Origin of the sequence: Streptomyces broussonetiae (assembly GCF_009796285.1) — a bacterium.
Lineage (GTDB): Bacteria > Actinomycetota > Actinomycetes > Streptomycetales > Streptomycetaceae > Streptomyces > Streptomyces broussonetiae.
Map to the genome: position 1 here is coordinate 6915276 of NZ_CP047020.1, position 23190 is coordinate 6938465.

General features: G+C 71.6%; 18 protein-coding genes and 1 riboswitch. Of the genes, 12 read left to right on the forward strand and 6 right to left on the reverse strand.

Annotation, left to right across the window (positions count from 1 at the left end; genetic code table 11):
• The first annotated feature begins 55 nt into the window (after nt 1-55).
• The 3 genes from GQF42_RS31875 (at nt 56) to GQF42_RS31885 (ending at nt 2848) form a co-directional block, all read left to right on the forward strand.
• Nucleotides 56-871, forward strand: coding sequence for an ABC transporter ATP-binding protein (locus GQF42_RS31875; RefSeq protein ID WP_158925635.1), 816 nt, complete (start codon nt 56-58; stop codon nt 869-871).
• A complete protein-coding gene (locus GQF42_RS31880; protein ID WP_158925637.1) occupies nt 861-1724 on the forward strand; it encodes an ABC transporter permease in 864 nt (287 codons plus the stop codon). Before GQF42_RS31875 ends, GQF42_RS31880 begins: the two co-directional genes overlap by 11 nt.
• A 68-nt stretch (nt 1725-1792) precedes the next feature.
• Nucleotides 1793-2848 carry an ABC transporter substrate-binding protein gene (locus GQF42_RS31885; protein ID WP_158925639.1) on the forward strand — a complete coding sequence of 352 codons (1056 nt, stop codon included), beginning with the start codon at nt 1793-1795 and terminating at the stop codon, nt 2846-2848.
• Between the two features lie 18 nt (nt 2849-2866).
• Here the strand turns inward: GQF42_RS31885 and GQF42_RS31890 are convergent, their stop codons facing one another.
• The 4 genes from GQF42_RS31890 to GQF42_RS31905 form a co-directional block, all read right to left on the reverse strand.
• Nucleotides 2867-3547: a DUF7342 family protein gene (locus GQF42_RS31890; RefSeq protein WP_158925641.1), complete on the reverse strand. Its 681-nt coding sequence runs from the start codon at nt 3545-3547 to the stop codon at nt 2867-2869.
• Nucleotides 3544-5223 (reverse strand): ATP-binding protein, encoded by a 1680-nt coding sequence (locus GQF42_RS31895; RefSeq protein ID WP_158925643.1) that lies wholly within the window; start codon nt 5221-5223, stop codon nt 3544-3546. The genes GQF42_RS31890 and GQF42_RS31895 overlap by 4 nt, the downstream gene beginning before the upstream one ends.
• 84 nt (nt 5224-5307) lie before the next feature.
• Nucleotides 5308-6249: a sucrase ferredoxin gene (locus GQF42_RS31900; protein ID WP_158925645.1), complete on the reverse strand. Its 942-nt coding sequence runs from the start codon at nt 6247-6249 to the stop codon at nt 5308-5310.
• 54 nt (nt 6250-6303) lie between these two features.
• Nucleotides 6304-7560 (reverse strand): citrate synthase, encoded by a 1257-nt coding sequence (locus GQF42_RS31905; RefSeq protein WP_199272868.1) that lies wholly within the window; start codon nt 7558-7560, stop codon nt 6304-6306.
• A 113-nt stretch (nt 7561-7673) separates the two neighbouring features.
• Between GQF42_RS31905 and GQF42_RS31910 the strand changes: the two genes are divergently transcribed.
• Both GQF42_RS31910 and GQF42_RS31915 read left to right on the forward strand, forming a co-directional pair.
• Entirely contained in the window at nt 7674-8840 is a 1167-nt protein-coding gene (locus tag GQF42_RS31910; protein WP_158925649.1) for a citrate synthase/methylcitrate synthase, read from the forward strand.
• 66 nt (nt 8841-8906) lie between these two features.
• Nucleotides 8907-10046, forward strand: a complete 1140-nt coding sequence (locus tag GQF42_RS31915; protein ID WP_158925651.1) for a CobW family GTP-binding protein — start codon at nt 8907-8909, stop codon at nt 10044-10046.
• On the opposite strand, the gene GQF42_RS31920 is transcribed toward GQF42_RS31915, so the two are convergent.
• The gene (locus tag GQF42_RS31920) at nt 10043-12505 is read right to left on the reverse strand and encodes a DNA gyrase/topoisomerase IV subunit A (RefSeq protein WP_158925653.1); all 2463 of its coding nucleotides are present in this window, start codon (nt 12503-12505) and stop codon (nt 10043-10045) included. The two genes, GQF42_RS31915 and GQF42_RS31920, sit on opposite strands and share 4 nt — an antisense overlap.
• Before the next feature lie 290 nt (nt 12506-12795).
• Here GQF42_RS31920 and GQF42_RS31925 point away from each other — a divergent pair, with 290 nt between their 5' ends.
• From GQF42_RS31925 to GQF42_RS31940, 4 genes are all read left to right on the forward strand, one after another.
• Nucleotides 12796-14190, forward strand: coding sequence for a M16 family metallopeptidase (locus tag GQF42_RS31925; protein ID WP_158925655.1), 1395 nt, complete (start codon nt 12796-12798; stop codon nt 14188-14190).
• The gene (locus GQF42_RS31930) at nt 14187-15575 is read left to right on the forward strand and encodes a M16 family metallopeptidase (RefSeq protein WP_158925657.1); all 1389 of its coding nucleotides are present in this window, start codon (nt 14187-14189) and stop codon (nt 15573-15575) included. The genes GQF42_RS31925 and GQF42_RS31930 overlap by 4 nt, the downstream gene beginning before the upstream one ends.
• Before the next feature lie 317 nt (nt 15576-15892).
• Nucleotides 15893-16058, forward strand: a riboswitch (cyclic di-AMP (ydaO/yuaA leader).
• A 12-nt stretch (nt 16059-16070) separates the two neighbouring features.
• Nucleotides 16071-16814 (forward strand): M23 family metallopeptidase, encoded by a 744-nt coding sequence (locus GQF42_RS31935; RefSeq protein WP_158925659.1) that lies wholly within the window; start codon nt 16071-16073, stop codon nt 16812-16814.
• 208 nt (nt 16815-17022) lie between these two features.
• Entirely contained in the window at nt 17023-17709 is a 687-nt protein-coding gene (locus GQF42_RS31940) for a GntR family transcriptional regulator (RefSeq protein ID WP_158925661.1), read from the forward strand.
• A 155-nt stretch (nt 17710-17864) separates the two neighbouring features.
• Here GQF42_RS31940 and GQF42_RS31945 read toward each other — a convergent pair whose 3' ends face one another.
• Entirely contained in the window at nt 17865-18146 is a 282-nt protein-coding gene (locus GQF42_RS31945) for an HPr family phosphocarrier protein (protein WP_018535977.1), read from the reverse strand.
• A 178-nt stretch (nt 18147-18324) separates the two neighbouring features.
• Here GQF42_RS31945 and GQF42_RS31955 point away from each other — a divergent pair, with 178 nt between their 5' ends.
• The 3 genes from GQF42_RS31955 (at nt 18325) to GQF42_RS31965 (ending at nt 23176) form a co-directional block, all read left to right on the forward strand.
• Entirely contained in the window at nt 18325-21162 is a 2838-nt protein-coding gene (locus tag GQF42_RS31955; protein WP_199272869.1) for a bifunctional acetate--CoA ligase family protein/GNAT family N-acetyltransferase, read from the forward strand.
• Between the two features lie 227 nt (nt 21163-21389).
• Nucleotides 21390-21986: a DUF5998 family protein gene (locus GQF42_RS31960; protein WP_158925663.1), complete on the forward strand. Its 597-nt coding sequence runs from the start codon at nt 21390-21392 to the stop codon at nt 21984-21986.
• Nucleotides 21986-23176 carry an alkaline phosphatase family protein gene (locus GQF42_RS31965; RefSeq protein WP_158925665.1) on the forward strand — a complete coding sequence of 397 codons (1191 nt, stop codon included), beginning with the start codon at nt 21986-21988 and terminating at the stop codon, nt 23174-23176. The genes GQF42_RS31960 and GQF42_RS31965 overlap by 1 nt, the downstream gene beginning before the upstream one ends.
• Nucleotides 23177-23190: the final 14 nt, after the last annotated feature.

The window sequence follows — 23190 nt, forward strand, 5'->3', positions numbered from 1 at the left end:
GCTTGTGGTCACAAGACTCCTGCTGTGGCCGGGGCGACACCTACCGTCCCGGGCCATGAGCGCACACACCAGCCCCGCCATCGAGCTGCGGGGCGCGAGCAAGACCTTCAGAACCCCGTCAGGGGGACTGCATACGGCCGTGCGCGGCCTGGACCTCACCGTCGGGCGCGGCGAGTTCGTGGCTGTCGTGGGACCGACCGGCTGTGGCAAGTCCACCACGCTGACACTGGTCAGCGGTCTGGAGGAGCCCACCGAGGGCGAGGTGCTGGTGGCCGGGAGTCCGGTCGGCGGCGTCGGCGACAAGGTCGGCTTCGTCTTCCAGCAGGACGCCACGTTCCCCTGGCGGACGGTGCTGTCCAACGTGATGGCCGGCCCGCGCTTTCGTGGCCTGCCCAAGGCGGAGGCCAAGGAGAAGGCGCGGGACTGGCTGGCCCGGGTCGGACTCGCCGGTTTCGAGGACCGTTATCCGCACCAGCTCTCCGGCGGACAGCGCAAGCGCGTCGCCCTCGCCGCCACCTTCGTCAACGACCCCGAGATCCTCCTGATGGACGAGCCGTTCTCCGCGCTCGACGTGCAGACCAGGGCGCTGATGTCCGACGAGTTGCTGGAACTGTGGGAGGGCACGGGCGCTTCGGTCGTCTTCGTCACCCACGACCTCGAGGAGTCCATCGCGCTCGCCGACAGGGTCGTCGTGATGACCGCCGGACCCGCGACCGTGAAGCAGGTCTTCGACATCGACCTGCCGCGACCGCGCAAGGTCGAATCGGTGCGCCTCGAGCCGCGGTTCATCGAGATATACCGCGAGATCTGGGAGTCGCTCGGCGAAGAGGTCCGCATCACCCGTGAAAGGGGTGCGGCCCATGTCGCCTGAGGTTCTCAGCACCCCGGTGATCGACACCGGCAAGGTCTCCGATCGTGCGCGGTCCCGCGCCCGGGCCGCGCGCCGCCGCAGGCTCCTCGTCAACGCCGCGCGCGGGGTGGTGCTCGTGGCCGTCCTCGGTCTGTGGGAGGGACTGTCCCGGGCGAAGGTCATCGACCCGTTCAACTTCTCCATGCCTACGAAGATCTGGGACCAGATCTGGACGTGGGTGACGCACGGCACCGCGCTCGGCTCCCTGGGTGAGCAGATCTGGTACACGCTCTACGAGGCACTGCTCGGCTGGGTCCTCGGTGTGATCGCCGGTGTCCTGCTCGGTATTGCGCTCGGCCGGATCAGATTGCTCGCCGAGGTCCTTGGCCCATACATCAAGGTGCTCAACTCCATCCCCAGGATCGTCCTTGCGCCCATCTTCCTGATCTGGTTCGGGCTCGGCCCCTCCTCCAAGATCGCCTCTGCCGTGGTGCTCGTCTTCTTCCCGGTGTTCTTCAACGCCTTCCAGGGCGCCCGCGAGGTGGACCGCAACCTGGTGGCCAACGCCCGCATCCTGGGCGCCAGCGACCGCCGGGTGACTCTCCAGGTGGTCATCCCGTCGGCGACCTCGTGGATCTTCACCAGCCTCCACGTCAGTTTCGGCTTCGCGCTCATCGGCGCCATCGTCGGCGAGTACATCGGCGCGACCAAGGGCATCGGCCTGCTCGTCTCGCAGTCGCAGAACACCTTCAACGCGGCCGGCGTCTATGCCGCGATGGTCATCCTCGCCGTAGTCGCCCTCGTCGCGGAGGGACTGCTGACCTTCGCCGAGCGCCGCATCTTCCGCTGGAAGCCCGCCGGTTCCGACGACTGACCGACCCCACCGCGGACCAGCCCCCCACGCCTTTCCCGCACCGCCCTCTCACAAGGACGTGAACCGCCATGCGCAAGACCGCCAGACACGCCTCCCTGGCCGCCGCCGGCCTGCTCGCCCTGTCCTCGCTCACCGCCTGCGCCAACGACGCGGCCGGCTCCACAGCCGACACCGGCAGCGGCGGGGGCGGCAAGGGCGAGTCCGTCAAGATCATGGTCGGTGGCCTGGACAAGGTCATCTATCTGCCTGCGATGCTCACCCAGCGCCTCGGCTACTTCCGGGCCGAGGGACTGAACGTCCAGCTGCTCAGTGAGCCCGCCGGGGTCCAGGCCGAGACCGCGCTCGTCTCCGGCCAGGTGCAGGGGGCGGTCGGCTTCTACGACCACACCCTCGACCTCCAGGTGAAGGGCAAGTCGGTGGAGTCGGTCGTGCAGTTCTCCCGAGCCCCCGGCGAGGTCGAGGTCGTCTCGGACAAGGCGGCGGGCGGCCTCACGTCGCCCAAGGACTTCAAGGGCCGCAAGCTGGGCGTGACCAGCCTCGGTTCTTCCACCGACTTCCTCACCAAGTACCTGGCGGTCAAGAACGGCGTCAACGTCAGCGAGTTCACGCCGGTCTCCGTCGGCGCCGGGCCGACCTTCATCGCGGCCCTCCAGAACGGTGCGATCGACGGCGGCATGACCACCGACCCGACCGTCGCGACGATCCTGGACAAGAAGGCGGGCAAGGTCCTCCTCGACATGCGCACCCCCGAGGGCTCGCGGGAGGCGCTGGGCGGCCCGTACCCGTCGTCAAGTATGTACATGAAGACGGACTGGGTGAACGGACACAAGGACACTGTCCAGAAGCTGGTCAATGCATTCGTCAAGACACTCAAGTGGATGTCCACGCACAGTGCCGACGAGATCGCCGCCAAGATGCCCGCCGACTACTCCCAGGGCAACAAGACGCTCTACGCGCAGGCCGTCAAGAGCACCCTGCCGATGTTCACCGACGACGGCATGATGCCCCAGGGCGGCCCCGAGACCGTGGAGAAGGTACTCAAGTCGTTCCACCCCGACATCAAGAACGCCGAGGTCGACCTGGGCAGGACGTACACCACCGAGTTCGTCGAGGCCGCCAAATAGCGCACAGGACCTGTCCGTTCAGATGCGGGTCGCCCACACGTAACGGTGTTCCGGGCGGCCCGCGTCGCCGTACCTGAGGGTCAGATGGGCCCGTCCCGTGCGCTCCAGGAGCTTGAGATAGCGCTGGGCGGTCTGCCGGCTCACTCCCGTCCGCTCGGCGATCTCCTGAGCCGACAGCGGACCCTGGGCGTTCATCAGCGCCTGGCGGACCAGCTCGGCCGTCGTGGGGGAGTGCCCCTTGGGCAGGCCGGGCTCCGACGGCGCGGACAGGGCCCCGAAGATGCGGTCCACCTCCGCCTGTTCGGCCTCGCCGCCGCCGTCCAGGGTGCGCCGCAGCTCGGCGTACGCCTCCAGCTTGGCCCGCAGACCGGCGAAGGCGAAGGGCTTCACCAGGTACTGCAGCGCCCCGTGCCGCATCGCCGCCTGCACGGTCGACACGTCCCGTGCCGCCGTCACCATGATCACGTCGGTCTGGTGGCCGCGCCGTCGTATCTCCCGGACGACCGCGAGACCGGTGTCGTCCGGCAGGTAGTGATCCAGGAGGACCAGGTCCAGCCGAGGCAGCGTCGCCACCTGGTGCAGTGCCTGGGCCGCACTGTGCGCCTCGCCGGCCACATGGAACCCCGGGACCTTCTCGACATAGGCGGCGTTGACCCGGGCGACGCGGGTGTCGTCGTCCACGACCAGGACCTCGATCATCGTGCCTCCTCATTGGGGGCGGCGGTCGACCCGGGGGACTCGTCGAACACCGCGGGCTCCAGCTCCGGCTCGGTGAGTGCCTCGGGCAGCACCACGGTGAACTGCGCGCCGCCGCCGTCCGCGGCTCCCACCGTCGCGCTGCCGCCCTGCCGTTCGGCCAGCCGGCGCACCAGCGAGAGCCCGATGCCCCGCTTGCCGTGGGCGGGTGGCTCTTTGGTGGACCAGCCCTCCGTGAAGACCAACTCCCGCTGGTCCACGGGGATCCCGGGGCCGGTGTCGCGCACCCCCAGCACGACGGTGCGGCCCTCGCTGCGCAATTCGACTTCCACGCGCGCGTGGAGCGTGCCCGCGACCGCGTCGAGGGCGTTGTCCACCAGGTTCCCCACGACCGTGACCAGGCCCCGCGGATCGATCAGCCGGTCCGGCAGCCGGGTGCGTTCCGAGACCCACAGGGCGACTGCGCGCTCGGCCGCCACCGTCGCCTTGCCGACCAGCAGCGCGGCCAGCAGCGGGTCCTGGATCTTCTCGGTGACCTGCTCGGCGGTGACCCGGTGGTCGCCGACCACCTCGCCGACGAACTCCACGGCGTCGTCGTACATCTCCAGCTCCAGCAGCCCGAGGAGGGTGTGCATGCGGTTGGCGTGCTCGTGGTCCTGGGCACGCAGGGCGTCGATCAGCCCGCGCGTGGAGTCGAGTTCGCGCCCCAACTGCTCCAGTTCGGTGCGGTCGCGCAGGGTGGCGACGGCGCCGCCGTCGCCGGTGGGCATGCGGTTGGCGACCAGTACACGCTGTCCGCGCACGGTGAGCAGATCGGTGCCGGTGACCCGGCCGGCCAGGACGTCGGTCGTACGACCCTCGCCGAGCGCCTCGTCGGGGGTTCGGCCGACCGCTTCGTCACCGATGCCCAGCAGCCGCCGTGCCTCGTCGTTGAGCAGGCGGACACGGCCCGCGTGGTCGAGGGCGACCACGCCTTCCCGGATGCCGTGCAGCATCGCCTCGCGCTCCGCGAGCAGCGCCGAGATGTCGGAGAAGGCCAGGTCCCGGGTCTGCCTCTGGACCCGGCGGGAGATCAGCCAGGCGGCCAGTGCGCCCACCGCGAGTGCCCCGCCGGCGTACGCGAACAGCCCCGGGATCGCGCTGATCAGCCGCGCGCGCACGCTGTCGTAGGCGATGCCGACCGAAACCGCCCCGACGATGCGGTGCCCGGCGTCGTACAGCGGTACCTTGCCGCGGGCCGAGCGCCCCAGCGTGCCCTTGTCGATCTCCATGACGTTCTTGCCGGCCAGGGCGTCGGTCGGGTCCGTCGAGACGCGGCGGCCGATCTCGGAGGCCGTCGGATGCGACCAGCGCACCCAGCGGGTGTCCATCACCACGATGTACTCGGCGTGGGTGGCCCGCCGGATCCGCTCGGCCTCCCTCTGCACGGGGCCGTCGCTGGTCGGCGAGGTGGCCAGGACGCCCTCGGCGATCTGCGGGTCCTGGGCCGTGGTCTGGGCGATGGCCAGCGCGCGGCGCATCGCCTCGTGGTCCAGCTGCTTGCTCAGCGGGGCCAGGAAGAGCCCGGTCGCCAGTACCGCCACTCCCGCGGCGATGGTCACCTGCATCAGCAGCACCTGTGAGAACACCCGCCGGGGCATGCCGAGGCGCAGACGGCGTGCGGGGAGAGGGGGACTCATGGCATGACGGTACGTGGGAAGTCCGGGTGTGCCCCAGGGGATGTGATGGTCATCTCTTGACCAATTCTTGAACGACGCGGTGGATCAGCTCGCCAGCGCGGTCGGCCTCAGTTCGCGCACGGCCGTCACATCCATCCGCGCGGGCGTGCCCAGTACGGCCGCGCCACAGCTCTCCGGGCGTGGCGGCAGTCCCGCGGCCTGCGCCACCGTCACCCGCCACAGGCGTCCGTCGGCGTGCGCGACGGTGATCTCCCAGTGCGGGGCCGCGCCGTCGGTCCGTACGACGCTCAGCACACCCGCCCGGTCCTCGCCCACTGCCGACCGGACGGCCAGCTCGGCCGCCTGTCCGGGCCGCTCCCAGGCGGAACACCCCCGGCACCCCTCGACCACCACACGCCCCTCCTGGGCGCCGTGCAGGGCCTTCTCGACGGTGTGCGCCTCGGCGCGGCCATAGGCGTAGCCGTACGGCAGGACGAGCACCGTCGGCGAGAAGCGATGTCCACCCAGATGGGTGACCTCCCAGACCCCGCGCACCCCCGAGGCGTCCAGCTCGCCGGCGAGCGGACGGCCCAGCAGGGCGCAGCAGCGGTCGCGCTTGCCGTTGGTGCACACGAGCGCGAGCGGGCCGCCCGTGTGCGGTCGGCCGTCGAGCGCGGCACCGAAGGAGCGGTGGTCGCCCGCGCCGAGGGCGGCGAGGTCGAGGTCGAGGAGTCGGTTCGGATTGCGGACGGTGGCGGCATGCAGCCACACATTTCCGGGAACGGTGTGGGCCGCGTACACCTGCCGGAGTGGCGGCGTGCCGGGGTCGGCATGGCGCCCGGGACGCCGGATGAGGGCGACGCGTACGCCCGTTCCCTCGGCGGCCCGCTCCAGGGCACGGCCCAGCGTGGGGTCCAGGTGGCTCGAAGTGAGCGCGTGGACACCCCACGGACCGGGCTGTTCCAGCAGCAGCCACGTCGTCGCCGTGGCCGCCGTGCCGGAAACGGGCTCGTCAAGGCTCCGGGAGACGGTCGCGCACCTACTCACAGAGGTGAGCCTAACCTGACTCTGCGCGGGGCGACTTCCGGCCGTTGCCGCGTCCTACTCCGGCAGGGGCTGCGGCGGTCGTGGTCCGACGTAGTTCCCCACGGGGCGCATGCGCAGCGGGCGCTCGCCGTACTCCTCCAGCGCGTGGGCGATCCAGCCTGCCGTCCGGGCGACCGCGAAGATCGTCTCGCCGGCCGTTGCGGGCATGCCGCTGGACGCCGTGAACACCGCCAGGGCCAGGTCGACGTTGGCGTGCAGCGGGGTGTGCCGGGCGGTCGTGGCGACGATGTCCCGGGCCGCGAGCAGGGCGGACTCGGCGCCCGGCACCTGTTCCAGGAGGCCGAACAGCACGCGCGCGCGAGGATCCTCGCCGGCGTACAGCCGGTGGCCGAGACCGGGGATACGGCGGCCTGCGCGCAGTTCGTCGGCGATCACCGGGACGGCCGTGCCCTGGTCGAGGACGTCCAGCAGCATGCGATGGGCGTTGCCGCTCGCAGCGCCGTGCAGTGGGCCCTCCAGGACGCCGAGCCCGGCCGAGACGGCCGCGTAGGCGTGTGCCCGGGCCGAGGCGGCAACCCGGACGGCGAGCGTGGAGGCGGCCAGGTCGTGGTCGGCGAGCAGGGCGAGCGCGGTGTCCAGGACACGCAGGGAGGCCGCGTCGGCGGGGCGGCCGCTCAGCCGGCCCCACAGGCGGTGGGCCAGCGGGCCGTCGTCCTTGTGGTCGTGCCGGACCGGCGGCAGTGCGGCGACAAGCGTGGGGATGAGGATCCGCGCGGTGTTCAGCACTGCCTCGTCGGACAGGTCGAAGCGCAGCGGGTCCTCCGCCGCCGCGGCGATCGCCGCCACCCGGAGCCGGTCCATGGGGGAGGCGTGCTCGGACAGGGCCTTCACCGCGCGGCAGGCGACCCCGACGGTGGGGGCGGGAGCGGAGAAGGTGACCCCCGGGGTCAGCCGGGCCGTCCACAGCCACTCCGCGACCTCCTCGTAGGAGTGACGGGTGGCCAGCTCGACCGCGTCCACGCCACGGAAGAAGTACCGGTCCTGCTCGATCAGCGTGATGCGGGTCCGGACCGAGAGGTCCGTGCCGGCGGCGGGGCCGGCGGCGGCTTCGCGCCGGTTGCGCCGCGCGAGGGCCTCGACCTCCTTCGCCTCGAAGGTGCTGGCCCGGCCACCGGGTTCGCGTCTGCTGCTGAGCAGTCCGCGGCTCACGTACGCGTAGACCGTCTCGGGCTTCACGCCGAGCAGTTCGGCGGTCTCCCTGGTGGTCAGCCTTCGCCCGGGGCGGTGGGGAGCGGGTTCGTGATCGCGCATGGGGGTCACCGTAGCCGCCTCTGTATATCTTGATTGCCATGCATTGATTCAGTCAATATTGACAAGAAATCAGTCAAGCATGGACAGTCGGATCAAGTCCAGGGAGGAGAACCATGTCCATCAACAGGAACGCCACCCCGCTCGTCGACGCACCGCGCGGCCTCGCGGGCGTCGTCGTCACCGAGACCGAGATCGGTGACGTCCGGGGCCGGGAGGGCTTCTACCACTACCGCCAGTACTCGGCCGTCGAACTCGCGCGAACCCGCGGCTTCGAGGACGTCTGGCATCTCCTGGTCCACGGCACGCTCCCGGACGCCGAGCGCGGCGCCGCCTTCGCGGCCGAGACCGCCGCGCTGCGCCGGCTGCCCGAGGAGGTCCGCGCCGCGCTGCCCGCGATCGCCGCAGCGAGCCGCGCCTCCGGCCCGCTCTCCGGGCTGCGTACGGCGTTGTCGCTGCTGGGCGCGTCACGGGGCATGCGGCCGGTGTACGACATCGACGCGGACCGGCGCCGAGCCGACACCCTGGCCGCCTGCGCGGCCGTACCCACGCTGCTCACCGCGCTGTACCGGCTCGGTCAGGGCCTCGAGCCGGTGGAGCCGCGCAAGGACCTCGCTTACGCGGCCAACTACCTGTACATGCTCACGGGCGAGGAGCCCGAGCCGCGGCGGGCCCGTGCGGTCGAGCAATATCTCATCTCAACCATTGACCATGGATTCAATGCGTCAACCTTCACGGCCCGGGTGATCGCCTCCACGGGCGCCGACGTGGCGGCCTGCCTGACGGGAGCGGTGGGCGCACTGTCCGGGCCGCTGCACGGCGGTGCGCCCAGCCGGGCCCTGGACACCCTCGACGCCATCGGCACCCCCGACCGGATCGACGCCTGGATCCGGGAGCGGGTGCTCGGCGGCGACCGGATCATGGGATTCGGGCACGCCATCTACCGTACGGAGGACCCACGTTCGCGGATGCTGCGGGAGGTCGCCCAGAGTTTCGGCGGTCCGCGTGTCGACTTCGCGGTGGCGGTCGAGCGCCGGGTCGAGGCGATCCTCGCCGAGCTGAAGCCCGGCCGCGAACTCCACACCAACGTCGAGTTCTACGCCGGCGTGGTCATGGAACTGTGCGGCCTGCCCCGGGAGATGTTCACGCCCACCTTCGCCGCGGCCAGGGTGGTGGGCTGGAGCGCCAACATCCTGGAACAGGCGGCGGATTCGAAGATCATCCGCCCGGTGGCCCGCTATGTCGGCCCGGAGCCGCCGGTGGCGGTGCCGGCGCAGCCGTGAGTCCGCTCCGGGGCACCCGGCTCTTATCCTGGTCCGGCAGCCGGTCCACGTGAGAGAGGGCGCCCGTTGGGCAACAGCAACACCCCGCAGCAGATCCCGGTCGTCGTGCTCGCCGGTTTCCTGGGCTCGGGAAAGACCACGCTCCTCAACCACCTCCTGCACCGCAGCGGCGGGAGCCGGATCGGGGCGATCGTCAACGACTTCGGGGCCATCGAGATCGACGCGATGGCCGTGGCCGGCGCCCTCGGCGACTCGACCGTCTCGCTCGGCAACGGCTGTCTGTGCTGCGCCGTCGACGCGAGCGAACTCGATCTCTACCTCGACCGGCTCGCCGACCCCGGCACCGGTATCGACGTGATCGTCATCGAGGCCAGCGGACTCGCCGAGCCGCAGGAACTCGTGCGGATGGTGCTGGCCAGCGAGCACCCGAGAGTCGTCTACGGCGGCCTCGTCGAGGTCGTGGACGCCGCCGAGTTCGACGACACCCGGGCCCGGCACCCCGAACTCGACCGGCACCTCGCCCTCGCCGACCTCGTGGTGGTCAACAAGCTCGACCGGGCCGAAGACGGTGAGCGGGTGCTCGGCCTCGTGCGGACCCTCGCGGACCGCGCCGCCGTCGTACCCGCCACCTACGGCCGTATCGACCCGGAGTTCCTCTTCGACTGCAGGCCCGGCGAGGAACGCATCGGGCAGTTGTCCTTCGACGACCTCCACGAGCACACCGAGGACGACGCCCACGCCGGCCATCTGCACAGCGGCTACGACAGCCTGCCCTTCACCTCCGGCGTGCCCATGGACCCCCGCGCGCTCATGCGGTTCCTCGACGGCCGTCCCGAGGGGCTGTACCGGATCAAGGGGTACGTCGACTTCGGGCCGTACGACACCCGCAACCGGTACGCCGTGCACGCCGTCGGCCGGTTCCTGCGCTTCTACCCCGAGCCCTGGGGCGCGGACGGGGCCCGGCTCACCCAGCTCGTGCTGATCGGCTCCGGCATCGACACCGAGGCCCTCGGCAAGGAGCTTCAGGCGTGCGAGAACGACGCCCCACACGCCGACGAGCACGGCATGTGGGGCGTCCTGCGGTACGTCCAGGGCTCCGAGGAGGAGCCCGGCCCGGAGTCGTACGAGGCGACGTACGCGGCGACGTACGCGGCGGCGTACGCGGCGGCGTACGAGACGTCGAACGAGCCGCCGTACGGGGCCTAGAACACCGGCCCCGCGACCACCGCCACCGTCTTCGGCAGCGACGTGCCCGAGCCGTCGCGGCGCGGGTCCAGCTCCGGCAGCTCGGCCGGGGTGCCGGTCTTCTGGGCCGCGCGCGCGGGAACGGGCCCTGCCCAGCCCAGCGACAGGCAGTCCTCGCCCTTGAGGAACCGCTGGCAGCGCACGCCGCCCGTGGCCCGGCCCTTGCGCGGGTACTGGTCGAACGGGGTCAACTTCGCCGTCGTCTGCACCGAGTCGTCCAGCGTGCCGCGCGAGCCCGCCACCGTGAACACCACCGCGTCGGCGGCCGGATCGACCGCCGTGAAGGAGATCACCTTTGCGCCGTCGGTGAGCTTGATGCCCGCCATACCGCCCGCCGGACGGCCCTGCGGGCGCACGATGGAGGCCTGGAAGCGCAGCAGCTGTGCGTCGTCGGTGATGAAGACGAGGTCCTCCTCGCCGGTGCGCAGCTCCACCGCGCCGACGATCCGGTCGCCCTCCTTGAGGGTGATGACCTCCAGCTCCTCCTTGTTGGAGGGGTAGTCGGGCACCACGCGCTTGACCACACCCTGCTCGGTGCCGAGCGCCAGACCCGGTGACGACTCGTCCAGCGTGGTCAGGCAGACCACCGTCTCGTCGTCCTCCAGGGAGACGAACTCCGCGAGCGGGGCGCCCCCGGAGAGGTTCGGCGCGGTCGCCGTCGGCGGCAGCTGGGGCAGGTCGACGACGTTGATCCGCAGCAGCCGGCCCGCCGAGGTCACCGCTCCGACCTCGCCGCGCGCGGTCGCCTGGACCGCCGAGACGATCACGTCGTGCTTGACGCGCTTGGCCTCGGCCTCCTCCTCCGGGAACGGCTCGTCGGTCGCCGTACGGGCGAGCAGGCCGGTCGAGGACATCAGCACCCGGCACGGGTCGTCGGCCACCTGCAGCGGCACGGCCGCCACCTGGGCGCCCGCGGACTCCAGCAGGACCGTACGCCGGTCGGTGCCGAACTTCTTCGCCACTGCGGCCAGTTCGGCCGAGACCAGCTTGCGCAGCTCCGCGTCGGACTCCAGGATCCGGGTCAGCTCCGCGATCTCCGCGGTGAGCTTCTCCTTCTCCGCCTCCAGCTCGATGCGGTCGTACTTGGTGAGCCGGCGCAGCGGCGTGTCGAGGATGTACTGGGTCTGGATCTCGCTCAGCGAGAAGCGCTCCATCAGGCGCTCCTTGGCCTGCGCGGAGTTGTCGCTGGAGCGGATCAGCCGGATGACCTCGTCGATGTCGACCAGCGCGGTCAGCAGGCCCTCGACCAGGTGCAGCCGGTCGCGGCGCTTGGTACGGCGGAACTCGCTGCGGCGCCGGACCACGTCGAAGCGGTGGTCGAGGTAGACCTCCAGCAGCTCCTTCAGGCCCAGCGTGAGCGGCTGGCCGTCCACCAGCGCCACGTTGTTGATGCCGAAGGACTCCTCCATCGGGGTCAGCTTGTACAGCTGCTCCAGGACCGCCTCCGGCACGAAGCCGTTCTTGATCTCGATGACCAGGCGCAGGCCGTGCTCGCGGTCGGTGAGGTCCTTGACGTCGGCGATGCCCTGGATCTTCTTCGCGTTGACCAGGTCCTTGATCTTGGCGATGACCTTCTCGGGGCCGACCGTGAAGGGCAGTTCGGTGATGACCAGGCCCTTGCGGCGGGCCGTCACCGTCTCCACCGACACCGTGGCACGGATCCTGAAGGTGCCGCGGCCAGTCGCGTACGCGTCCCGGACGCCGTCCAGGCCGACGATCCGGCCGCCCGTGGGCAGGTCGGGGCCCGGGACGTGCCTCATCAGCGCTTCCAGGTCGGCGTTCGGGTACCGGATCAGGTGGCGGGCGGCCGCGATCACCTCGCCGAGGTTGTGCGGCGGCATGTTCGTCGCCATGCCGACCGCGATGCCCGAGGAGCCGTTGACCAGCAGGTTCGGGAAGGCGGCCGGCAGGGCCACCGGCTCCTGCTCCTGGCCGTCGTAGTTGGGCGTGAAGTCGACCGTGTCCTCGTCGATCGACTCGGTCATCAGGCTCGTCGCCTCGGCCTGCCGGCACTCGGTGTACCGCATGGCGGCCGGCGGGTCGTCGTTGCCCAGTGAGCCGAAGTTGCCGTGGCCGTCGACGAGCGGCATGCGCATGGAGAACGGCTGGGCCATGCGCACCAGCGCGTCGTAGATCGACGCGTCGCCGTGCGGATGCAGCTTGCCCATGACCTCGCCGACGACACGCGCGCACTTCACATAGGCGCGGTCGGGGCGCAGGCCCATTTCGTTCATCTGGTACACGATCCGGCGGTGCACCGGCTTGAGGCCGTCGCGGGCGTCCGGCAGGGCGCGCGAATAGATGACCGAGTACGCGTACTCGAGGTAGGAGCCACGCATCTCGTCCACGACGTCGATGTCGAGGATTCTCTCCTCGTACGAGTCGTCTGGCGGCGGGGTCTTCGTGCTGCGGCGGGCCATCGCTGCCGGCTCCTTGCTGAAGCGATTGACTGATCTGACGCCGACCATTGTGGACCGCGGCACCGACAACCCGTGCCACGACCCGGTGTGCACGGCCTCGCGCACCTCAGGAAGCGGCCCCTGCCCGGGCCGCGAGCCGCGGTGGGGCACGCCGCAGCGGATTGCGGGATCCGCTGTCGGCGTACGCCTCGCGGGAACTTCGCCGAGGTCCCGCGCGCTTTGCATACAGTGGCAGGAACGGCAGGAAAACCGCGGTTTGCACAACCGCCTCCGCTTGCGAAGGGACGTACATGCCCATGGGTCACACGACCACAGCCGAGGCAGGCTCCGGGGGCCTGACAGCGACTGAGCACCGGCTGGCCAACGGTCTGCGCGTGGTGCTCTCCGAGGACCACCTGACCCCGGTGGCGGCGGTCTGCCTCTGGTACGACGTCGGCTCCCGCCACGAAGTCAAGGGGCGTACCGGCCTGGCTCACCTTTTCGAGCACTTGATGTTCCAGGGTTCGGCACAGGTCAAGGGCAACGGTCACTTCGAGCTGGTGCAGGGCGCCGGCGGCTCGCTCAACGGCACCACCAGCTTCGAGCGCACCAACTACTTCGAGACCATGCCCGCCCATCAGCTGGAGCTGGCGCTCTGGCTGGAGGCCGACCGCATGGGCTCGTTGCTGGCCGCCCTGGACGACGAGTCCATGGAGAACCAGCGCGACGTCGTCAAGAACGAGCGCCGCCAGCGCTACGACAACGTCCCCTACGGCACCGCCTTCGAGAAGCTGACCGGGCTGTCGTACCCGGAGGGCCACCCCTACCACCACACGCCGATCGGCTCGATGGCGGACCTGGACGCGGCCACCCTGGAGGACGCCCGCCAGTTCTTCCGCACGTACTACGCGCCGAACAACGCGGTGCTCTCCGTGGTCGGCGACATCGACCCCCGGCAGACCCTCGCCTGGATCGAGAAGTACTTCGGGTCGATCGCCTCCCACGACGGCAAGCCCGCGCCGCGCGACGGCTCCCTGCCGGAGATCATCGGCGAGCAGAAGCGCGAGGTCGTCGTCGAGGAGGTCCCGGCGCGCGCCCTGATGGCCGCCTACCGGCTGCCGCAGGACGGCACGCGCGCGTGCGACGCGGCCGACCTCGCCCTGACCGTCCTCGGCGGCGGCGAGTCCTCCCGCCTGTACAACCGCCTGGTGCGCCGTGACCGTACGGCCGTCGCGGCCGGCTTCGGCCTGCTGCGCCTCGCCGGCGCGCCCTCGATGGGCTGGCTGGACGTGAAGACCTCCGGCGACGTCGAGGTGCCGGTGATCGAGGCCGCCATCGACGAGGAGCTGGCCCGGTTCGCCGAGGAGGGCCCCACGCCGGAGGAAATGGAGCGCGCCCAGGCCCAGTTGGAGCGCGAGTGGCTGGACCGGCTCGGCACGGTCTCCGGCCGTGCCGACGAACTGTGCCGGTTCGCCGTCCTGTTCGGCGACCCGCAGCTCGCCCTCACCGCCGTGAAGCGCGTCCTGGAGGTGACCGCGAAGGAGGTCCAGGAGGTCGCCAAGGCCCGTCTGCGGCCCGACAACCGCGCGGTGCTGGTCTACGAACCCAAGTCTCCGCAGGAGGCCCCGGACGCCGACGTGCCCGAGGACCCGGAGCAGGAAGCGACCGTAGAGGCCGGTAACGAGAACGAGGAGACGGCCAAGTGACCCAGCTCGCCACCATGGACTTCCACCCCCAGCCGCAGCCCGGCGAGGCCAGGCCGTGGGCGTTCCCGGCCCCGGAGCGCACCGGGCTCGACAACGGCCTGACCGTGCTGCGCTGCCATCGTCCCGGCCAGCAGGTCGTCGCCGTAGAGGTGCTGCTGGACGCCCCCCTGGACGCCGAGCCGGCCGGCCTGGACGGCGTTGCCACGATCATGGCGCGGGCCTTCTCCGAGGGCACCGACAAGCACTCCGCCGAGGAGTTCGCCGCCGAGCTGGAGCGCGCGGGCGCCACGCTGGACGCGCATGCCGACCACCCCGGCGTCCGCCTCAGCCTGGAGGTTCCCGCCTCCCGCCTGGCCAAGGGCCTCGGCCTGCTCGCCGATGCCCTGCGCGCGCCCGCGTTCGCCGAGAGCGAGGTCGAGCGGCTGGTCCGCAACCGCCTGGACGAGATCCCGCACGAGCTGGCCAACCCCTCCCGCCGGGCCGCCAAGGAACTCTCCAAGGAGCTGTTCCCGTCGACCTCGCGCATGTCGCGCCCGCGCCAGGGCACCGAGGAGACGGTCGAGAAGATCGACGCGGCTGCCGTACGCGCCTTCTACGACCGCTACGTCCGCCCCGCCACGGGCACCGCGGTCGTGGTCGGCGACCTCACGGGCATCGACCTGGACGCCCTGCTCGGCGACACCCTGGGCGCCTGGAGCGGTACCCCGGGCGAGCCCCGGCCCGTGCCGCCGGTGAGCGCCGACGACACCGGCCGCGTGGTCATCGTGGACCGGCCCGGTGCCGTCCAGACGCAGCTGCTCATCGGCCGCGTCGGCCCCGACCGGCACGACCGCGTGTGGCCCGCCCAGGTGCTCGGCACCTACTGCCTCGGCGGCACCCTCACCTCCCGCCTGGACCGCGTCCTGCGCGAGGAGAAGGGCTACACCTACGGGGTGCGTTCCTTCGGGCAGGTCCTGCGGTCCGCCCCGGACGGCTCGGGTGCCTCGATGCTCGCCATCAGCGGCTCGGTGGACACGCCGAACACCGGTCCCGCGCTTCAGGACCTGTGGAAGGTGCTGCGCACCCTCGCGGCCGAGGGCCTGACCGACGCCGAGCGGGACGTGGCCGTGCAGAACCTCGTCGGGGTGGCACCGCTCAAGTACGAGACGGCGGCGGCCGTCGCGAGCACGCTGGCCGACCAGGTCGAGCAGCACCTGCCCGACGACTTCCAGGCGACGCTGTACCAGCAGCTGGCCGCGACGGGCACGGTGGAGGCCACGGCGGCCGTCGTGAACGCCTTCCCGGTGAACCGCCTGGTGACCGTCCTCGTCGGTGACGCCGCCCAGATCAAGGCGCCCGTGGAGGCGCTCGGTATCGGCGAGGTCACCGTCGTCGCCGCGGAGTGATGCGGTAACGCGCACAAGGCGTGTGCGGAACGCGTACGGGCGAAACGCGTAGAGGCACAACGCGCGCAAGCGGCACGCACGCGCGGGAGAACGAGGCGCACACGCGCCACGCACGCGCGTGGGGCCCTGACGGCCTACGGGTCGTCAGGGCCCTTTGCTGTTCCACTCCCTTCCCCAGATGCCCGATTTGAGGCGGAGGTTGCCCGTCTGCTCTGTGGGATGCGCTACAAAATTCCGGATCGGTTTGGGGATTGACGGCGGGCCCGCCTAGCGTCGTCCGGGCTGTCCGTCAGGCAATACGCCGCACCCGCGGCACCGGGCAGTCATCGCCGAGTCCCCGTACGGCGCGAGTCAGGGGAGCCGGGGACCCAACCGCAGTCCCTGGGGTGAATCGGACCGCCCGCGCGCGAGCGAGGGGGTCCGTAGGAGACCTTCCTGCTCCGAACCCGTCAGCTAACCCGGTAGGCGAGAGGGAAGGAAAGGACCAGCCACCTCATGGCGTTCATGTGCGCCACCGGGAAGCACCGCAAGCCCGGCCGGGTCAAGCGCACCACCGCTCAGGCGGCCGGCATCGCGGCCCTGACCACCACCGGCGTCATCGGCACCCTCGCGGCCGCCCCGGCGTTCGCCGCCGAGAACTCCGCCGAGCAGACCGGCCTCACCCCGGTGATCACCGTGGGTGACGACATCGCCGAGCACATCGATGAACAGGCCGCAGCCCAGAAGCAGGCCGCGGAGCAGAAGGTGGCCGAGCAGGTCGCGGCCAAGCGCGCCAAGGAGGTGCGCGAGGCCAAGGAGCGCGCCGCCCGCGAGGCCGAGCGCGAGCGCCTGAACCGCTTCGTCGCGCCGATCTCGAACTCGTACGTCTCCACGGGCTACAAGGCCAGCAGCTCGCTGTGGTCCTCCGGCTCCCACACCGGTATCGACTTCCACGCGGCCAGCGGCACCGCCGTCCTGGCGGTCGGCTCCGGCACCGTCGTCTCCACGGGCTGGGGCGGTGCGTACGGAAACCAGATCGTGATCCGGATGGCCGACGGCATGTACACCCAGTACGGCCACCTGTCGTCCATCGGTGTCACGGTGGGCCAGCAGGTCACCCCTGGCCGGCAGATCGGCCTGTCCGGCGCGACCGGCAATGTCACCGGACCGCACCTGCACTTCGAGGCCCGGACGACCCCCGACTACGGCTCGGACGTCGACCCCGTCGCCTATCTCCGCAAGCACGGCGTGAACGTCTGACGCATACGGCGAACGGCATCCAAGGCCCCGGCTCACCGAGCCGGGGCTTTCGACATTTTTCACGGTGCCCGGCGGATGTCCGCGTCGGTCGCTGGCCAAAAAATATCCATGGATTCCGGCCCGCCGTCGGAAATTCCGGCTCATTGCAATAGAGTCACGGAACACGCGTCCATCGTCGACGTCTCACGGGGATTAATGCGGAGGTGTCATGCGCATTCCGGCGCACTCGGTATGCACGGCGATCCGGGACGACATCGTCGCCGGTGTCCACGAGCGCGGCGGCCGCCTGACCGAAGAAGTCCTGGCCCGCCGCTACGGCGTCTCGCGCGTCCCCGTCCGCGAGGCGCTGCGCACCCTGGAGGCGGAGGGCTTCGTGGTCACGCGCCGGCACGCGGGCGCGTGCGTGGCCGAGCCGACCGAGCACGAGGCGGCCGACCTGCTGGAGATGCGGCTGCTGCTGGAGCCGCTCGGGGCCGCCCGGGCCGCACAGCGGCGCACGGAGGCGCATCTGAAGGTGCTGCGGGGCCTGGTCAGACTGGGTCAGGAACGGGCCAGGCGGGGCGGCAGCGAGGATCTGCGCGCCCTGGGCGGCTGGTTCCACGAGACGCTCGTCCAGGCCTGTGGCAGCCCCTCGCTGACTTCGATGCTGACTCAGCTGCGCCACAAGATCGCCTGGATGTACACGGTCGAGGCGACGCCGAGTCCGGCCGAGTCGTGGGCGGAGCACGCCGCGATCGTGGACGCGGTGGCGCGCGGCGACGGTGAGCGCGCGCGGGCGCTCACCGCACTGCACGGCGAGCGCGCCACGGCCGCGCACCGGCTTCGCTTTCCCGGTTCCGGCGAGCGTGTGAGGACTTCGCAACACGCCGTAAACATGTCGAGCCTGCGGCATTAACACGGACGCCGTATACAAAGAAGAGTAATTCGGTGGCGGTGTATTTCCACTGCCCGAATTTCGGTGTGCCCGCGCATTCGTAAAAGACCGCGCAAACGGCGAAGCCGCGCCGCCCCGAAAAGGGCGACGCGGCTTCGCCGTTCTGTGCGTGGCGCTCAGACGGTCTCGGGCAGCTCCTCGAGGCCCTCGGCGACCAGCTTGGCCAGCCGGTCCAGGGCGGCGTCCGCGCCCTCGGCCTCGGAGGCGAGGACGATCTCCTCGCCCCCCTGGGCGCCCAGGCCCAGGACGGCCAGCATGGAGGCCGCGTTGACGGGGTTGCCGTCGGCCTTGGCGATCGTCACCGGGACGCCTGCGGCCGTGGCGGCTCGGACGAAGATGGAAGCGGGGCGGGCGTGGAGGCCCTCGGCCCAGCCGACGTTGACGCGGCGCTCAGCCATGTGTTGCTGCCCTTCGGTGTTCAGGGTTGTCTAGACCAGTTTCCCATATCGCGAAGCATGCCCGGGAGCGGACCTTCGCCCCCTCCCGTGTGACGCCGGACCGCGGCCTCGATCCGGCTTCCGTCCCCCCACAGACTGCCTCGCGCCATTGTCGGACGCGAGCCGTACTCTGGGGCCCATGCAGAGCTCGGCGGACCGGCAGGGCCGGTACGAGTACCCCGCCCACTGGGAGGCGGACGTGGTGCTGCGCGACGGTGGCACCGCGCGCATCCGGCCCATCACCGTTGATGACGCCGACCGCCTGGTCAGCTTCTACGAGCAGGTCTCGGACGAGTCGAAGTACTACCGCTTCTTCGCGCCGTACCCACGACTGTCCGCCAAGGACGTCCACCGCTTCACGCACCACGACTTTGTGGACCGGGTGGGACTCGCGGCCACCATCGGCGGCGAGTTCATCGCCACCGTACGCTACGACCGCATCAACGCCGACGGCCTGCCCGCCTCCGCACCGGCCGACGAGGCCGAGGTCGCCTTCCTGGTGCAGGACGCCCAGCAGGGCCGCGGAGTCGCCTCCGCCCTGCTGGAGCACATCGCGGCCGTCGCGCGCGAGCGCGGCATCCGCCGCTTCGCCGCCGAGGTGCTGCCCGCCAACACCAAGATGATCAAGGTGTTCACGGACGCCGGGTACACCCAGGAGCGCAGCTTCGAGGACGGGGTCGTCCGCCTGGAGTTCGACCTCGAGCCCACCGACCGCTCGCTCGCCGTGCAGCGCGCGCGGGAGCAGCGCGCCGAGGGCCGCTCGGTGCGCAGGCTGCTCGCGCCCGGCTCGGTGGCGGTCATCGGCGTCGGCCGCGCCCCCGGCGGCGTCGGCCGCAGCGTCCTCGGCAACATCCGGGACGGCGGCTACGACGGCCGGCTGCACGCCGTGAACCAGGCCTTCCCCGAGGACCTCAAGGAGGTCGACGGAGTGCCGGCCCACCGGTCCGTGCGCGACATCGACGGCCCGGTGGACCTCGCCGTCGTCGCCGTACCGGCCGATCACGTGCCCGCGGTCGTCGCCGAGTGCGGAGAGCACGGTGTGCAGGGGCTCGTCGTGCTCTCCGCCGGATACGCCGAGAGCGGCCCAGAGGGCCGGGAGCGGCAACGGGCCCTCGTACGGCACGCGCGCGCGTACGGCATGCGGATCATCGGCCCGAACGCCTTCGGGGTCATCAACACCGCGCCGGACGTCCGGCTGAACGCCTCCCTCGCCCCCGAGATGCCCCGCCCCGGCCGCATCGGACTGTTCGCCCAGTCCGGGGCCATCGGCATCGCGCTGCTGTCCCGGCTGCACCGGCGCGGCGCAGGGGTCACCGGGGTCACGGGCGTCTCCACCTTCGTCTCCGCGGGCAACCGCGCCGACGTCTCCGGCAACGACGTCCTCCAGTACTGGTACGACGACCCCGAGACCGACGTCGCGCTCATGTACCTGGAATCCATCGGCAACCCGCGCAAGTTCACCCGCCTCGCGCGGCGGACGGCGGCGGCGAAGCCGCTGGTCGTGGTGGAGGGGGTGGGTTCCGCGCCGCAGGGGCACACGGTACGGGCGACCCGGCTGCCGCACGCCACCGTCTCCGCACTGCTGCGGCAGGCCGGGGTGCTCCGGGTCGACACGATCACCGAACTGGTCGACACGGGTCTGCTGCTCGCCCGGCAGCCGCTGCCGAGCGGGCCCCGGGTGGCGATCCTCGGCAACTCCGAGTCGCTGGGCGTGCTGGCGTACGACCGCTGCGTCGCCGAGGGGCTGCGGCCGTCGCCGCCGCTGGACCTGACGACCGGGGCGACGGCGGAGGACTTCCACCGGGCGCTGGGCGCCGCGCTGGCCGACGACACTAGTGATGCCGTAGTCGTCACGGCGATCCCCGCCATCGGGGAGGGGTCGCCGGGAGACGCGGAGCTGGCGGAGGCACTGCGTTCGGCCGCGGCGGCCGTTCCGGGCAAGCCGGTCCTCGTCGTCCACGTGGAGCTGGGAGGGCTGGCGGAGGCGCTGTCGGCTGCGGCCAGCACGGCGCCCGCGGCGGCCGAGAAGCCGCCCGGCGCGGCAGGCGGCGCCCACCCGTCCCGCGCCGCGGAACGACCGCCCGTTCCGGTGGCGGCCACTCCGCCGGAGGGCACCCACCTCATCCCCGCCTACCCCGCCGCCGAACGCGCCGTGCGGGCCCTCGCCGAAGCCGTCAAGTACGGCCAGTGGCGGCGGGAGTCGGCCGATCCCGGGAAGGTGCCGGAGTACGACGACATCGACGAGAAGGGGGCCGCGCGGCTGATCGGTGAGTTGCTCGCGCGCGGGGAGGGACTCACGATCTCCGCCGCCGAGACCTGTGAGCTGCTCGGGAAGTACGGCGTCCACGTCCGCCGGGCCCTGCCCGCGCCGACCCCCGAGGCCGCCGCCGAAGCCGCCCGCACCCTCGGATACCCGGTGGCCCTCAAGGCCACCGCCCCGCACCTGCGGCACCGCGCGGACCTGGGCGGCGTACGCCTCGACCTCGCGGACGAGGAGCAACTGCGCCGCGCGTACGGTGAGTTGACCGGGTTGTTCGGGGCGCCGCAGGAACTGCGGCCGGTGGTGCAGGGCATGGCGCCCAGAGGAGTCGACACGGTCGTCCGCGCGGTGATCGATCCCGCCGCCGGTGCCGTGCTGTCCTTCGGCCTCGCCGGGGCCGCCTCCCAGCTGCTCGGGGACATGGCGCACCGGCTGGTCCCGGTCACCGAGCGGGAGGCGACCTCCCTGGTGCGCTCGATCCGTACGGCCCCACTGCTGTTCGGCTGGCGCGGCTCCACGCCCGTGGACACCCCCGCGCTGGAGGAGCTGCTGCTGCGGGTCTCCCGGCTGGTCGACGATCACCCGGAGGTGGTCGCGGTCACCCTGGAACCGGTCGTCGTCGCGCAGCACGGCGTGAGCGTCCTGGGCGCCACCGTGCGGCTCGCGCCCCCGCCCGCCCGCGACGACCTCGGCCCGCGCACGATGCCGGCCTACTGACACGACGCCGGCCTGCTCAAGCGAACGGAGGGGGACCTTGGATCCCGTCGGGCACGCCGTCTCGTACCACCACGGCCCGGAGGTGCTCCGGGACCCCGTCCTCCGCGAGCCCGCCGCCGAGCGGTTGGACATCGTGCCGGAGTTCGTCCAGAGGCGCCCACGCGCGCGTGCGCAGGCCGTTCCCGGTCGCCGCGACTGGCCCGGAGCGCCCTTGCCCACGGATTAGGATGGACGCCATGGCCAAGACCAGTACGACGACCCAGGGGCTGCGCTCGGCGATCGAGCGCAGCGGCTACTACCCGGCCCTCGTGGCCGAGGCGGTGGAGGCCGCAGTGGGCGGCGAGCCCATCCGGTCGTACCTGGTCCACCAGGAGACCACCTTCGACCAGAACGAGGTGCGTCGGCACGTCACGGTGCTGGTCCTCACGGGCAACCGCTTCATCGTCAGCCACACCGACGAGCAGGCCGCCGACAGCACCTCCCCGACGCCGTACGCCACCACCTCCACCGAGTCCGTGAAGCTCGACCGGATCTCCTCGGTCGTGGTCAGCCGGGTGGTCGCGAACCCCGAGCAGTACAAGCCGGGCACGCTGCCCCGTGAGGTGGTGCTGACCATCGGCTGGGGCGCGGTGAACCGCATCGACCTGGAGCCCGCCGCCTGCGGCGATCCCAACTGTGACGCCGACCACGGCTACACGGGCAGCTCCACGGCGGACGACCTCAGCCTGCGGGTCAGCGAGGCCGGGGACGGCCCGGAGACGGTGCGCCAGGCGCTCGCCTTCGCGCAGTCCATCTCGGAGGCGACCGCGGACCTCACGCGCTGATGTCCCAGCTCTCCGCCTGGGACCACCCGGAACCACTCGCCCTCGACACCGCGCCGCTGCCCGAGTACGGCACTGGCTCCCTCGCCGACCTGCTGCCCACCCTGGCCGCCGGGATGGGCGTCCCCGGTCTGACCCCGACGATCCCGGAACTGACCGCGACCGACCGCGTCTGCGTCTTCCTGGTCGACGGGCTCGGCTGGGAGCAGCTGAGGGCCCACCCCGACGAGGCGCCCTTCCTGACCTCGCTGCTCGGCAGCTCGCGCGGCGGCACGGGCCGTCCGCTCACCGCCGGCTACCCCGCGACCACCGCGACGTCCCTCGCCTCCGTCGGCACCGGCTTGCCGCCCGGCGCCCACGGCCTGCCCGGCTACACCGTGCGCAACCCGGCCACCGGCGAGCTGATGAACCAGCTCCGCTTCCAGCCGTACACCGACCCGCGCCCCTGGCAGCCCTACCCCACCGTCTTCCAGCTGGCCCACGAGGCCGGGGTGCACTCCGCCCAGGTGTCCTCGCCGACCTTCGAGCACACCCCGCTCACGAAGATCGCGCTCAGCGGCGGCACCTTCCACGGCCGGCTGACCGGCGAGGAGCGCATGGACCTGGCCGCCGAGCAACTGGCCGCCGGGGACCGCTCGCTGGTCTACACGTACTACTCCGAGCTGGACGGCTCCGGGCACCGCTACGGCGTCGCCTCCGACACCTGGCGCGGTCAGCTGATGTACGTCGACCGGCTCGCCCAGCGCCTCGCCGAGCAGCTGCCCCCGCGCAGCGCGCTCTATGTCACCGCCGACCACGGCATGGTCGACGTCCCGTTCGACGACGAGCACCGCTTCGACTTCGACACGGACTGGGAGCTGCGGGCCGGGGTCGCCCTGCTGGGCGGCGAGGGCCGGGCACGGCACGTGTACGCGGTGCCGGGCGCCGAGAACGACGTACTGACCTGCTGGCGCGAGGTGCTCGGCGAGCAGTTCTGGGTGGCCTCGCGCGACGAGGCGATCGCGGCGGGCTGGTTCGGGCCGTACGTCGACGAGCGGGTCCACCCACGGCTCGGAGACGTGATCGCGGCCGCGTACGACGACGTCCTGATCATCGCCACCGAGCGGGAGCCCAAGGAGTCGGCCCTGGTCGGCAACCACGGTTCGATGACGCCCGCCGAGCAGTTCGTGCCGCTGCTCGAAGTACGCTCCTGACGCCCTCCCCTGTG